12 protein-coding genes are annotated in these 11,850 nt (G+C 49.6%); 5 read left to right on the top strand and 7 right to left on the bottom strand.

Features of this window, described 5'->3' with window-relative positions; translation table 11 throughout:
- Nucleotides 1–12: 12 nt before the first annotated feature.
- A complete protein-coding gene (locus tag FH871_RS00835) occupies nt 13–408 on the top strand; it encodes a RidA family protein (RefSeq protein WP_138989450.1) in 396 nt (131 codons plus the stop codon).
- 133 nt (nt 409–541) lie between these two features.
- The gene (locus tag FH871_RS00830) at nt 542–877 is read left to right on the top strand and encodes a helix-turn-helix domain-containing protein (protein ID WP_138989449.1); all 336 of its coding nucleotides are present in this window, start codon (nt 542–544) and stop codon (nt 875–877) included.
- Nucleotides 878–931: 54 nt separating this feature from the next.
- Here FH871_RS00830 and FH871_RS00825 read toward each other — a convergent pair whose 3' ends face one another.
- Nucleotides 932–1,717, bottom strand: coding sequence for a porin family protein (locus FH871_RS00825; RefSeq protein WP_138989448.1), 786 nt, complete (start codon nt 1,715–1,717; stop codon nt 932–934).
- A 233-nt stretch (nt 1,718–1,950) separates the two neighbouring features.
- On the opposite strand from FH871_RS00825, the gene lysM reads away from it, so the two are divergent.
- Together lysM and FH871_RS00815 are read left to right on the top strand one after the other, a co-directional pair.
- Nucleotides 1,951–2,424 (top strand): peptidoglycan-binding protein LysM, encoded by a 474-nt coding sequence (gene lysM / locus FH871_RS00820; protein WP_114405577.1) that lies wholly within the window; start codon nt 1,951–1,953, stop codon nt 2,422–2,424.
- Nucleotides 2,425–2,533: 109 nt separating this feature from the next.
- Entirely contained in the window at nt 2,534–3,379 is an 846-nt protein-coding gene (locus FH871_RS00815; RefSeq protein ID WP_138989447.1) for a hypothetical protein, read from the top strand.
- A 149-nt stretch (nt 3,380–3,528) separates the two neighbouring features.
- On the opposite strand, the gene FH871_RS00810 is transcribed toward FH871_RS00815, so the two are convergent.
- Entirely contained in the window at nt 3,529–4,086 is a 558-nt protein-coding gene (locus FH871_RS00810) for a VOC family protein (protein ID WP_229316912.1), read from the bottom strand.
- A 169-nt stretch (nt 4,087–4,255) separates the two neighbouring features.
- Here FH871_RS00810 and FH871_RS00805 point away from each other — a divergent pair, with 169 nt between their 5' ends.
- Nucleotides 4,256–6,178 (top strand): tetratricopeptide repeat protein, encoded by a 1,923-nt coding sequence (locus FH871_RS00805; RefSeq protein WP_212768190.1) that lies wholly within the window; start codon nt 4,256–4,258, stop codon nt 6,176–6,178.
- A gap of 100 nt (nt 6,179–6,278) precedes the next feature.
- Here the strand turns inward: FH871_RS00805 and rny are convergent, their stop codons facing one another.
- From rny to FH871_RS00780, 5 genes are all read right to left on the bottom strand, one after another.
- Nucleotides 6,279–7,850, bottom strand: a complete 1,572-nt coding sequence (rny, locus tag FH871_RS00800) for a ribonuclease Y (RefSeq protein WP_138989446.1) — start codon at nt 7,848–7,850, stop codon at nt 6,279–6,281.
- A 141-nt stretch (nt 7,851–7,991) separates the two neighbouring features.
- The gene (locus FH871_RS00795) at nt 7,992–8,333 is read right to left on the bottom strand and encodes a cell division protein ZapA (protein WP_138989445.1); all 342 of its coding nucleotides are present in this window, start codon (nt 8,331–8,333) and stop codon (nt 7,992–7,994) included.
- A gap of 15 nt (nt 8,334–8,348) precedes the next feature.
- Complete coding sequence (locus tag FH871_RS00790) at nt 8,349–8,708, bottom strand: hypothetical protein (protein ID WP_138989444.1); 360 nt, start codon at nt 8,706–8,708, stop codon at nt 8,349–8,351.
- A gap of 80 nt (nt 8,709–8,788) precedes the next feature.
- Nucleotides 8,789–11,221 (bottom strand): phenylalanine--tRNA ligase subunit beta, encoded by a 2,433-nt coding sequence (gene pheT, locus FH871_RS00785; RefSeq protein ID WP_138989443.1) that lies wholly within the window; start codon nt 11,219–11,221, stop codon nt 8,789–8,791.
- Nucleotides 11,222–11,396: 175 nt separating this feature from the next.
- Entirely contained in the window at nt 11,397–11,849 is a 453-nt protein-coding gene (locus FH871_RS00780) for a hypothetical protein (RefSeq protein ID WP_138989442.1), read from the bottom strand.
- Nucleotide 11,850: the final 1 nt, after the last annotated feature.

Raw genomic sequence — 11,850 nt, 5'->3', positions numbered from 1 at the left:
GATAAACTCATCATGTCTTCTCGTCAACTCATTTCTTCCGGCACACCCTGGGAGCCGGTGGTCGGTTACAGTCGTGCCGTTCGTGTCGGCAATCTAATCGAAATTTCGGGTACTACCGCTATGGACGGCGACCACTTGATTGGTCGCGATAACATTTACGAACAAACCCGGTTTATACTGCAAAAAATCAGCAAGGTGCTGGCGGAGGCTGGTGCAACGCTGAACGACGTTGTGCGTACACGGATGTACGTTACGGATATTTCAAAATGGGAAGATGTGGGACGGGCGCATGGGGAATTTTTTAAGGACATTCGGCCCGCAACTTCCATGGTTGAGGTGAGTGCTTTGATCGATCCAGATTTGTTGGTAGAGATCGAGGTAACCGCTTTATTGACCCCCGTGAAATGACTTAATTCCAAATTGAAAATCATTTTTCAGAACTCATTCCATCTTAGTTGTTAATGCTGTATTTTTGTTTCGGTTGCACATAATAATCTATTAATCAGTGGTTTACCCACCAAAAGGTAAGTACTATTAACCAATGACACCCGAACTAAAACAAACAAGCGAAGAAATTATCTCTACCGAACTGATTATCAAGAAAGCAGTTGAAGTTATTTGTGGAAAATGGCGGCTGATTATCATCCATCTGCTCCGCGAGAAAACCCTGCGATACGGAGAAATTAAGCGAGGGGTTCCCGGAATCAGTGAGAAAGTGCTGGTTCATGAATTGAAACAACTGGTCGAACTGGGAATGGTCGACAAGCAGTCATTTGGTGAAGTTCCGCCCCGGGTGGAGTACAGTCTTAATGAAAAAGGGCGTACGGTTTTGCCCGTCATCGATCTACTCCGCGAAGTGGGTCAGGCCTTTATGTGAATTTTTACCCCGGACGCAGAAACACCTGTTTTTGCGTCCGGAATCAAATATTTCTCAGAAATGAGCCAGTTTATAGCCCAGCGTTAGCGTCACGTACCCGATAAAACCGGTAATCCCGCTGTCGTTGAAAACGCCCCCTACGGGTAATCCGTAGCGGACATCGACTTCAAGCCGTTTCAGGAGTGTAAGGCCCGCGCCAAATTCAGCCCCAAAATTAAATGTTTTTACCTGTAGAATGCCGGCCTGATCCGGATTGGTCAGATCAACCTGGTCGGAAACCTCTGAAATGGTGAAGCTCGGCAAACTGGAACTGGCTTCAACCCTGCCAGATGCGGTTCGAGCTGCTTCTGCCTTCAAAGTGAACAGAAAAGTAGGGCCACCGTAGAAACGCCATTTGCCTTCATTCCCTTGTTTGCCAATAAACAGGGGAACATTCAACGAAGTGAGAGTGGGTTCAGTGGTGGTATTCAACCGGGCGTAAAGAGTTCCGGGCCGAATATTGGGCAGGTTGACGCCAAACTCCGTTGCTGCGGCCACGTCGATGCGGTCGATGGGGGCTTTCTGTTTCAGCGCAAGTGACGAATAACTGATTTCGGCCTGTAGGAAAAACCGGTCAAAGTGTTTGCGCGCCCACACGCTCCCGAAATACCCGATGCCAATGCCGTTGTTGGAATTTCGGATCCGGGGAAGTTCCAGACCCGGCGACAGCGTCTGGGCCGGAATAACCGTATACCCGTGTGTAAAAGTGCCTCCCCCTCTGATTCCCAACTCTATACCGCCCTGAGCTTGTGCTTTGCTGGCTACCAGAAAGACAAGGCAAGCGACCCTAATTAGTTTCATCCCGAATAAAGCCGTTACGGTTTTGGTGCTCCATTGCGCCACTCCTTGCCACAAGAACGGAAAACTCTGCCAAGTCGTAAATAGATTTCAAAATAATTTGTCGACAATTGATTACTAACTGATACATTTAGCGTCTAAAATAGGATTGCGAGGCTTGGCGGACAAACAGTTCCGGCTTGTTCGCAGTTGTTCTATTCAAACCCAATTCATTGTTAATCAAACACACAAAATCCATGGGACTGCTCAGTTTTTTCAAAGGTGTAGGGGAAAAAGTTTTCGGTAAAGAACACGAAGCACCGGCTGCCGAACCGGCCAAGGCTGCGGAAGTAGAGCCGCTCAAAGCAAGCGCGTTGCTCAACCACGTCAAGCAACTCGGGTTGTCGTACAAGAAGTTGACGGTGAAAACCGCCGGCGACACGGTGGTGCTGGAAGGCGAAGTCGCTACGCAGGAAGACGCCGAAAAACTGGCGTTGGCCGTTGGAAACGTTGAAGGCGTTCATCAGGTCGATAACCGCCTGGTGGTGGAGGCTCCGGAGCCTGAAGGTCAGTACCACACCGTCGAGTCGGGCGATACCCTGTCGGCGATTTCTAAGAAAGTATACGGCGATGCCATGAAATACGGTATTATTTTCGAAGCCAACAAACCGATGCTGAAAAGCCCGGACCTGATTTATCCGGGTCAGGTGCTGCGGATTCCGCGGTTGTAGATTTTCTTGAGTTTAGAGGAAGGCGTCTCCAAACAGAGACGTCTTTTTATTTTTTAAAAACTTGTTTGTACATTTAAAAATGAAATGTCTACACCCATTTTTTAAAATAATGGACTTAAATTTCTCCCTCCGGTTTGGCTTGTCAGTAATTAGTTTACTAATTATACTTGAGTCATGTAGTGTTCAGGATCATTTACAGCCGGCAGCGAATCCGTATAAAAACTGTCTGCTAAAAGAAGTTTTTGATGTGGATTTTACTAAAATAGATGCCGATTCAAAATTAAAAATAGGCGATCCATTATATAGTTGGGATCCAGATTTTTCCAAAGTTGTTGATGTTATTGTTATTGATGGTCAAAAATATGCTTTGGGATCAACTACTAACGTTTATCATAGATATAAATACGATTCAAAGAAAAGGCTTGTTGAGCATTTTTATGGTCTCAGAGGAGCAAAAGGAGCTGATGTCTGGTCTTTTGATTATTCTTTTCCAAATAAACTCACCCAGAAGTATGACCATTTAGGATTTCCAGATCAAACACGTACCATAACTTATGATTTGGATGAAAATGGTATAATAATGGGTGAACCTTATATCTATACTGAATATGATTGGTTTGTGCATCGTAAAAATAATAATAGCTCTACAGGTATCATTATTTCTGATGGTAACTTAGTTAAAATAGAAAGCGAAGGAGGAGTGTTCGGGAAGTTTACTATTGATCATGAATATTTTTTGACAAAAGCTAATTTTCCTAACCCATTTCCATTTTTCGGCGAGGTCGATCGCAATCTCAGGCAAAGAACTACAGGGAACTATGAAGGATATAAGTATATCACAGAGTATCGATATATGTTCGATAAGGAAGGGAAAGTAGTTAGGAAAATTGCTATCAAGTCAGCCGATGATTATAAAAATATACTCATAACTGGTTATGAGTATGAGTGTCGATAATAATTAAAGGCATTCAAATGCTCAAAAGCCTGGATCTGATTTATCCAGGTCAGGTACTGCGGATTTCGCGGTTGTAGGGTTTGCGAATTGCATTAAAAAACCGTTTCCAGAATGGACTGGAAACGGCTTTTCTTGCATACAAATTCAGCTCACTCCGCCTTGAAATGCGGGTTTTCAATAATTCCGAACACGTTGCCAAACGGGTCTTTCACACTGGCGACTTTAATGTCGCCACCCACTTCCTCAATACCCGAATGGACACTGGCACCGTGGCTGATCAGGTGTTCCCAGGCCTTTTCGATGTCAGGCACGCCCCAGTACGTGATCGTGCTGCCATCGGCGGGTTTGGCCGCCGGATCGAGTCCGAGTTCGTAGCCGCCCACGGAAAAACCAATGTAAAAGGGTTCGTCAAAATAAGGATCAATGCCCAGGATGGTCGAGTACCAGTTTTTCGCGTTGAGTAAATCAGGTGCCGCGTAAATTATAGTCCGTAGGCCCAGAAAAGCGGATGCCATATAAAACAGATCAGTTGCCCAACTGGCAGAAGCCGGATGGAAATGAAATGGAAAAATAAGAAAAAAGATCAAATACCGTCCATAGAATTTCTTTTCCGGTTTATACCCATTCCGGGAAATGGACAATTCCGTCGGGTTCGGGCGCAGGAAACCCACTTCCGAAACTCGCCCGGCAAGGTATTTGCAGGCCACTTAGTGTACTGGTTTAACTGACTTTAGCAATCAATTGTTGGGATTCGCCCACCATCCTTCATTGATATTTGGTGGAATCTTGCCAATTTTACAAATAACTATCGAAATGAAAGGTTGCTTTACTAAACAAACATACCATCGCTACAAAAAACTGACCTGACCCGTTCGTATGTCCAAGAAGAATCAATCCTCGTCGAGTCAAAAACCCTTCATTCGGCCTACACCCAATGGGGGAACCAAGCCCACACCCCGCCCGGTAACGGCGGCTTCACGCCCCGCAGCCTCCCCGACTAAGCAGACGCCCCCAACCGGCCCTGAACCACTCACACCCCGGCCCATTCAATGGCCCTGGGCATTGCTGGTGGCCGTCGCCGGATTCGCCCTCTACGCCAACACATTCAACCACGGGCTGGCATTGGACGACATTGCGGCCATTACGCAGAACCTGTTCGTCCAGAAGGGCATCGAAGGCATTCCGGATCTGCTTAAAACCGAGTTCTGGCATTTTAGCAACATTTCGCTCGGCTATTACCGCCCGCTGGCACTCATCACCTTTGCGCTGGAGAAAGAATATTTTAACGGTGATCCGCACATTAGCCACATGATCAACGGAGGAATCTACGCCCTGACCGGTTTGTTTCTGGTGATTCTGTTGCAGAAATGGCTGCCGGGCCGCACCGTGCTGACCACCCTGATTGCGCTGCTCTTTATGGCGCATCCGCTTCATACCGAGGTGGTGGCCAACATCAAAAGCCGGGATGAAATGCTGAGTTTCCTGTTCATCACGCTGGTGATGCTGACCTACTGGAAATACCTGGAAACCCAGCAGAAAGGCTGGATTGTCTTTTCGGCCTTCTGGATGTATCTGACGTATCTCTCGAAAGAATCGTCGCTGGTGGGGTTGGGGCTGATCGTTATCATGCAGTATACCTTTGCCAAACGGAATTTCTTTCAGTCGCTCATCAGCATCTGGCCCTTTTTGGTGGTGACCGCGCTATTTTTCTGGCAGAAAAAGACAATGATCGGAACCCTGAGCGGGAATCCGCCGGTCGACTGGGCTAACTATCCGTATGCGCTCGAAAACACGAAGTTTTTGACCACCTTCAAATTTTTTGCCCAATATGCGCGGCTGCTCATTTTCCCGCTCCATTTGTCCTACGACTACTCGTATAACGTCATTCCTTCCGGTAAACTGAGCGATTGGGAGACTTTATTGGGTCTATTCTCTTTCGGTGGATTGGTTTGGCTGGCCTGGAAAGGGTTCTGGCAACGGTCACTCTGGGGCTTCGGGCTGACGTGGATGTTCATCACCATGACTCCCGGTTTGGGCTTCGTGCTGTTCCGGGGTGGTATTCTGGCCGAACGGTTTTTGTATTCCCCGATTCTGGGCTTTGTAATTGCCGTCGTGGCCGGGCTGGATCTGTTGCTGGCCAAACGGCTGAACTTGCCCGACAGTGCGCCGGTGCTGAAAAGATACGGTGTGTTGATCGGCCTGTGTGTGGTGGTTGGCGGGTTGTTCAGTTTTCGGACGGTAGTTCGGAATGAAGACTGGAAGGATAACTTCACGCTTTTCAACAGCGGCCTGGAATATGCTTCCAACAGTTGCCAGGTCAATCGGCACGTAGCCAATGAGTGGATCAACAAGTGTGCGGAGGAAAAAGACCCGAAGCAAAAGCGGTTTTATTTCAACAAAGCCATTTATCACCTGCAACGGTCGACGGAAATTTACCCCGGTTTCGGAGAAGCCTTTTTCTCGATTGCCTATTCGTATCAGAAGCTGATTCCAAACCGGGATTCGGCGGTGTATTTCTACAAACAGGCGATTCGGGCATCCTCCAATTATGCACCGGCCTATAATAACCTTGGCGTGATTTACCAGAACGAACGTCGCTACCACCTCGCTTCGTACTTCTACAACATGTCGATGATGGTCAACCCAGCCTATCAGGATGGCCGTAACAACTGGGAAGGCCTGAAAAAACAGTTGGGGCTGGATGTGAAGATTTTGCCCGACAGCCTGAAACATGAAGCCGTGTTACCCGGTGCTCCCACACCAACGGCGGTTCCCGCCCTGCGATTTCCGGTGAGGTAAAACGGTTTACTGGTTAAAAGTTTAGGGTTTATAGTTGCCATTCACGCAAAGTCCGCGTCAGCAACTATAAACCCTAAACTTTTAACCAGTAAACCAGCACTTATTTCGCGTATGCCACTGAACGCATTTCCCGGATGACTGTGATTTTGATCTGACCGGGATACTGCATTTCTTTTTCAATTTTCTGGGAGATATCGAACGAAAGGGTGTTGGCTTTTTCGTCCGTAACATTCTCTGCATCCACCATCACGCGCAGTTCGCGACCCGCCTGAATAGCGTAGCACTTGATAACGCCCTGGAAGTTCATCGCCAGTTCTTCGAGTTCTTTCAGTCGTCGGATATACGACTCCATCATCTCCCGACGTGCGCCCGGCCGAGATCCAGAAACGGCATCACACACCTGCACAATGGGCGAAATCAGGGTGGTCATCTCGATCTCATCGTGGTGAGCCCCAATCGCGTTACACACTTCCGGGTGTTCTTTGTATTTCTTGGCCAGTTCCATCCCCAAAACCGCGTGCGGCAGTTCGGCTTCTTCGGGCCATACTTTCCCAATGTCGTGCAGCAATCCGGCGCGTTTGGCTAATTTGGCATTCAAACCCAGTTCGGCGGCCATCGTGGCGCAGAGTTTGGCCACCTCGCGGGAGTGCTGCAGCAGGTTCTGACCGTAGCTGGAGCGGAAACGCATCCGGCCGATCATCTTGATCAGTTCGGGGTGCAAACCGTGAATCCCAAGGTCGATCACCGTCCGTTCGCCAATTTCGACAATTTCATCTTCGATGTTCTTGCGGGTTTTGGCCACAATTTCCTCAATCCGGGCGGGGTGAATCCGGCCATCCTGAACAAGCCGGTGGAGTGACAGCCGGGCAATTTCGCGCCGAACGGGATCGAAACCGGAAATGATGATGGCTTCCGGCGTGTCGTCGACGATGATTTCAACGCCCGTAGCCGCTTCCAGCGCCCGGATGTTTCGCCCTTCGCGGCCAATCACTTTCCCTTTGATGTCGTCGCTTTCGATGTTGAAAACCGACACGCAGTTCTCGATGGCGTGTTCCGTGGCCGTCCGCTGAATGGTTTCGATCACCACCTTTTTGGCTTCTTTCGTTGCCGTCAGTTTGGCTTCTTCCACCACACTTTTGATGTAGGACGATGCGCGCGAATCGGCTTCGGCTTTCAGGGCATCCACAAGTTGTTCGCGGGCCTGTTCGGCGGTGAGGTTGGCAATTTTCTCCAGGGCTTCGACCTGTTGCAGGCGCATGCGCTCAGCTTCTTCCCGGCGTTTGCCGATGGCTTCCTGTTGCTGGGCCAGTTGTTGTTTCTGCTGGTCGAGTTCGGCTTCCTTGCGTTTGCTCTGGTCGGCTTGTTGCTGAAGCTGCTGCTCGCGTTGTTTGAGCTTGTTTTCGTTGGTAATCAGAATGTTCTTCTTCCGGTTGGTGTCTTCTTCAAACTCCGCTTTTAATTTGAGGTACTTTTCCCGTGCTTCGAGAATGCGGTCTTTCTTGATATTTTCAGCCGTCAATTCGGCGTTTTTGATGATCTCTGCCGATCGGGTTTCGGCATCCTTCTCACGCTGGGCAAACAGGCGGCCTAGAAGCCTTCTGCCAATGTAGATGCCCACTGCGATCGAGATTATATCCGACAGGAGCATCACCCAGAAATCAATTTTATTCATGTCCGTAGACGTTTGTGTGAAAAATATAGTTTTCACAGACCACTACAGTGCCGAAGAAATAAAGCAAGCCGACTGTTCAGGCAGTCAGCATCGGGAGTACGGGAAGAAGGCGGTTTTCGCGTTTAGTTTTCTACTCACTAATTAAGTAGTTAAAGTCGAGTCAATTAACTCGTCTAAACGGGTTATCCGTTGTGTTATCTTTTCTTGCAGCGCCAGTTTTTCACTGCGAGCGTTTAGCCATCGTACGGTATTCATGACGGCAATTACCGCCAGAATATCCATGTCATCACGCTTTTTTTTCTTATTCTTCTCCCCTAAAAAGCGTTCATTGACGAGACGTCCGGCTTCCCGGGCAGTTTCTTCGTCTTCTGGAAGAACGCTAAGCGGGTAGTTCCGGCCTGCAATTCGGATATTTATTGACAATAACTCTTCCATCCGTACAGCTTGTCCATCCGGTGCCAAAAACGCATCAGGCGTTTCCAACCTCCGGCAAGTGATTTATGACAAGTCACTCAAATAGGCAATACACCGATCCAATTCTTCGATGTAAACCGTGAGCTGTTGCTTCAATTCGGCAGTAGTCCCTGCGTCATTGTGTTTGTTATTTACAATCTTAGGAATATTTGTTGGTTTAGAAAACTCTTTTGATGAATTATTCACCATTTTTTCCAATTGCCTCAATTGATTTTGATGTTTTGCTACCTCATTGGTCAATTTGGCCTTTTCACGCTCCAGGGCGCTGTTCTCCTGCTCCAGTTCGCTAATCCGTTGCCGACCCGCTTTGACCAGTTCGACCAGGCGATTCGCCTTGTCCTCGAAGGAGTCCAGTTGCGATAAAACCGACGACGTATTGCTCATGGTTGCGTTGAAATTTCCGGGCTAAAGTACCAGTTGGAACGGATTCCTTTCTGAACCAGAAAGGAATTACCCATCGAATCTTATTTTCTGATCACGGCCCCCAGTTCCCGCTCGAAAGCCGACATCAGCCGGTTCATCGTTTTGTCAATGACCGCATCGTTCAGCGTTTGCCCGGCATCCTGCAGGATAAAACTGACCGAATACGATTTTTTGCCGCGCTCCAGGTTTTCGCCCTCGTACACATCGAACACGTTCAGGTCCCGAAGCAGCTTCCGCTCGGTTTGGTACGCCAGTCGGCTGATTTGTGCGTAGGTGACGCCGGTATCCAGCACCAGCGACAAATCGCGCCGAACTTCCGGGAACCGTGACACTTCCTCGAAAACCACTTTGGCGTTGTATAACTTCAACAGGTATTGCCAGTCGAAGTCTGCGTAGAAAACCGGGGTGTTCTTCAGTTCAACCCGTTTCGTTAAACCAGCCTTTACCAGACCCAACGAGACCAGCGGTTTTTTGTTAACCAGCAAGGTCAAGCCATACTGGAAGATAGCCGGGTCAGCGGGTTGGTTATCAGTTGTTTTAACCCGAAACGAAGTTAAAACTTTTTGTACAACACCCGCAAGGTCGTGATAGTTTAAGGCCGTTTCGCCGGAACGCTGGTTTCCGGTGAGCCAGCTTTCGGGTTGCAGACGTCCGGCCATCCAGATTCCCAGGCGTGGGCGTTCGAAAAACCGTTCGCCGTCGCGGCTGTATGTCTTGCCAAACTCGAAAATTTTCAGGTCTTTCTGCCGCCGGTTGATGTTGTATACCAACGTTTCCAAACCGGAAAACAGCAAGGTCTGACGCATCACCGAGAGTTCTTCACTCAACGGATTCAACAACTGCACATCCGCGTTTGGCAAACTCGCCCGAATGGCTTCGTGGTAGGCCGGGCGAGTCAGCGAGTTGCTCAGGGTTTCGTAAAAACCGTTGGCCGCCAGAAGCTGGCTGGCGCGTTCCTGCAATTGATCGGGATCGGTTTCGGGGAACTCCGATAGGAAATCTGAGGAGAGATGATCCGAAAGCGGGACATTACCGAGTCCGTAAATCCGCAGAATTTCCTCGATCACATCCACTTCCCGCTCCACATCGACGCGGTAGGGCGGCACCAGCGCCGTGAAGCCCAGATCAGTTTGGTCACTGATCTGAATATCCAGACTTTCCAGAATCCGCTTGATTTCGAGCCGGTCGATTGGAATGCCGATGAGCCGGTCAACGTTCTTGTAGCGAATCGCTACGGTACGGTCCGAAACCGGGGTGGGATAGAGGTCGATGATTTCCGAACTGACGGTTCCGCCAGCCACTTCCTGAATGAGCAGGGCCGCCCGTTTGAGCGCAAAAACCGGCATGTTTGGGTCCGTGCCGCGTTCGAAGCGGAACGACGCATCGGTTTTCAGGCCGTGGTACTGTGAAGTTTTCCGAATCCAGGCTGGGCTGAAAAAGGCCGATTCCAGAAAAATCCGGGTCGTCTGCGCTTTTACGCCCGATTGCTGACCGCCAAAAACACCGGCAATGCACATCGGTTCGCTGGCGTTGCAGATCATCAGATCGTTGGCCGACAACTTCCGTTCAATGCCATCGAGGGTCACAAACGGCGTGCCTTCGGCCACGGTTTTAACAATCACCTGATTGCCGGTAATCTGGTCGGCGTCGAACGCGTGCAGCGGCTGGCCCAGTTCATGGCAGACGTAATTGGTTACATCGACAATGTTGTTGATCGGGTTCAGACCAATGGCCCGCAGCCGCAGCTTCAGCCAGTCGGGCGACTCGCCAACGGTCAGACCGTCGATGGTCAACCCGGCGTAGCGGGGAGCGCCTTCCGGACTGTCAACCGTAACAGAAATCGGCAGATTCTGGTTGTCAATTTTGAACGCATCGACCGACGGCCACTGAACCGGTCGCTGCAACACGGCTTTCAGGTCGCGGGCCACACCGAGGTGCGAGGCTGCGTCAGCGCGGTTGGGCGTCAGTCCAATTTCAATCTGGTAGTCGGCTTCCAGGCCAAAATAACGGACAGCGGGTGTTCCGTTTGGCAGGTCCGTATCCAGCACCATTACCCCGGCGTGGGAGACTCCCAGTCCAATTTCGTCTTCCGCGCAAATCATGCCTTCGGAAGCCGCCCCCCGAATCTTTGCTTTTTTGATGGTAAACGGTTCGCCACTGACGGGGTGCAGGGTGGCCCCCACCAGTGCAACAACCACTTTCTGACCGGCCCGCACGTTGGGAGCGCCACAGACGATATGCAATGGCGCTGCCTGACCGGCATCGACCGTCGTCAGGCTCAGTTTATCGGCTTCGGGGTGTTTTTCGCAGGTCAGCACTTCACCGATCACGACCCCTTCCAAACCGCCCGGAACAGACTCTATTTTTTCGATACTTTCAACTTCTAAGCCCGTATCGGTCAGAATTTTACCGACGTTTTCGGGGCTTTCACTCAGGCTAATCAATTGATTGAGCCATTTATAGGAAATCTTCATACAGCAACTGGAAAAAAGCCGCTCGAAGCGGGCCGATTCAAATGGAATCCCAAAGATAGGAATTAGTGGTTAGTTGCTAGTATAATTAAGGGGAGTGATTTTATATTCGGGGTTCGCAAACCAGCCCCTTGACCGGGCAGAATGGGACTTGCATTTGCAAAACTGGCCCGCCAATCTACCTGGCAGGGGCCTCACTGACGAAGAAAATACTCAGGGTGATTGTAGCGCAGCCCTGCACGACACTCACAATTTTGGTGGATCGTTTTAGATGTTCCAGGGCGGGTGTTTCGTTGAAGGCAAAATCGAGGGGTGCGGTAAAAACCACGCCAAAGAGAATGATAAAGTAGAAAATAACTACTCCCAGTGTCAATCGGTAATATGACCGACGAACGACAATGTCACGGCGTTTAGCCGATTGGGCCCGGGCAACCATCACGCCAAACATCAACGTCAGCGTGGGAAATACCTGTGGAATCAGCCAGTCCCAGGCTTCGTCGCTCTGGCCCGGATATTTATTCCCCACCAGGGTTTGAATGAAAAAAAGTAGTATTAAAACGGCGGTAGCAACCACCCATGTAACCGCCAGATTCTTTTGAGCATCTGATTTGGCAATTCGATCATTTTCCATA

Source organism: Larkinella sp. C7 (genome assembly GCF_006149005.1).
In the GTDB taxonomy this organism is placed as follows: Bacteria; Bacteroidota; Bacteroidia; order Cytophagales; family Spirosomataceae; genus Larkinella.
Note: the sequence above shows the minus strand (reverse complement) of the source record. Positions and strands in the feature narration are given on the sequence as shown.

Coding starts and splice junctions, on each gene's coding strand:
- FH871_RS00835 (WP_138989450.1), top strand. CDS start 13: ATGTCTTCTCGTCAACTCATTTCTTCCGGCACACCCTGGGAGCCGGTG.
- FH871_RS00830 (WP_138989449.1), top strand. CDS start 542: ATGACACCCGAACTAAAACAAACAAGCGAAGAAATTATCTCTACCGAA.
- FH871_RS00825 (WP_138989448.1), bottom strand. CDS start 1,717: ATGAAACTAATTAGGGTCGCTTGCCTTGTCTTTCTGGTAGCCAGCAAA.
- lysM (WP_114405577.1), top strand. CDS start 1,951: ATGGGACTGCTCAGTTTTTTCAAAGGTGTAGGGGAAAAAGTTTTCGGT.
- FH871_RS00815 (WP_138989447.1), top strand. CDS start 2,534: ATGGACTTAAATTTCTCCCTCCGGTTTGGCTTGTCAGTAATTAGTTTA.
- FH871_RS00805 (WP_212768190.1), top strand. CDS start 4,256: ATGTCCAAGAAGAATCAATCCTCGTCGAGTCAAAAACCCTTCATTCGG.
- rny (WP_138989446.1), bottom strand. CDS start 7,850: ATGAATAAAATTGATTTCTGGGTGATGCTCCTGTCGGATATAATCTCG.
- FH871_RS00790 (WP_138989444.1), bottom strand. CDS start 8,708: ATGAGCAATACGTCGTCGGTTTTATCGCAACTGGACTCCTTCGAGGAC.
- pheT (WP_138989443.1), bottom strand. CDS start 11,221: ATGAAGATTTCCTATAAATGGCTCAATCAATTGATTAGCCTGAGTGAA.
- FH871_RS00780 (WP_138989442.1), bottom strand. CDS start 11,849: ATGGAAAATGATCGAATTGCCAAATCAGATGCTCAAAAGAATCTGGCG.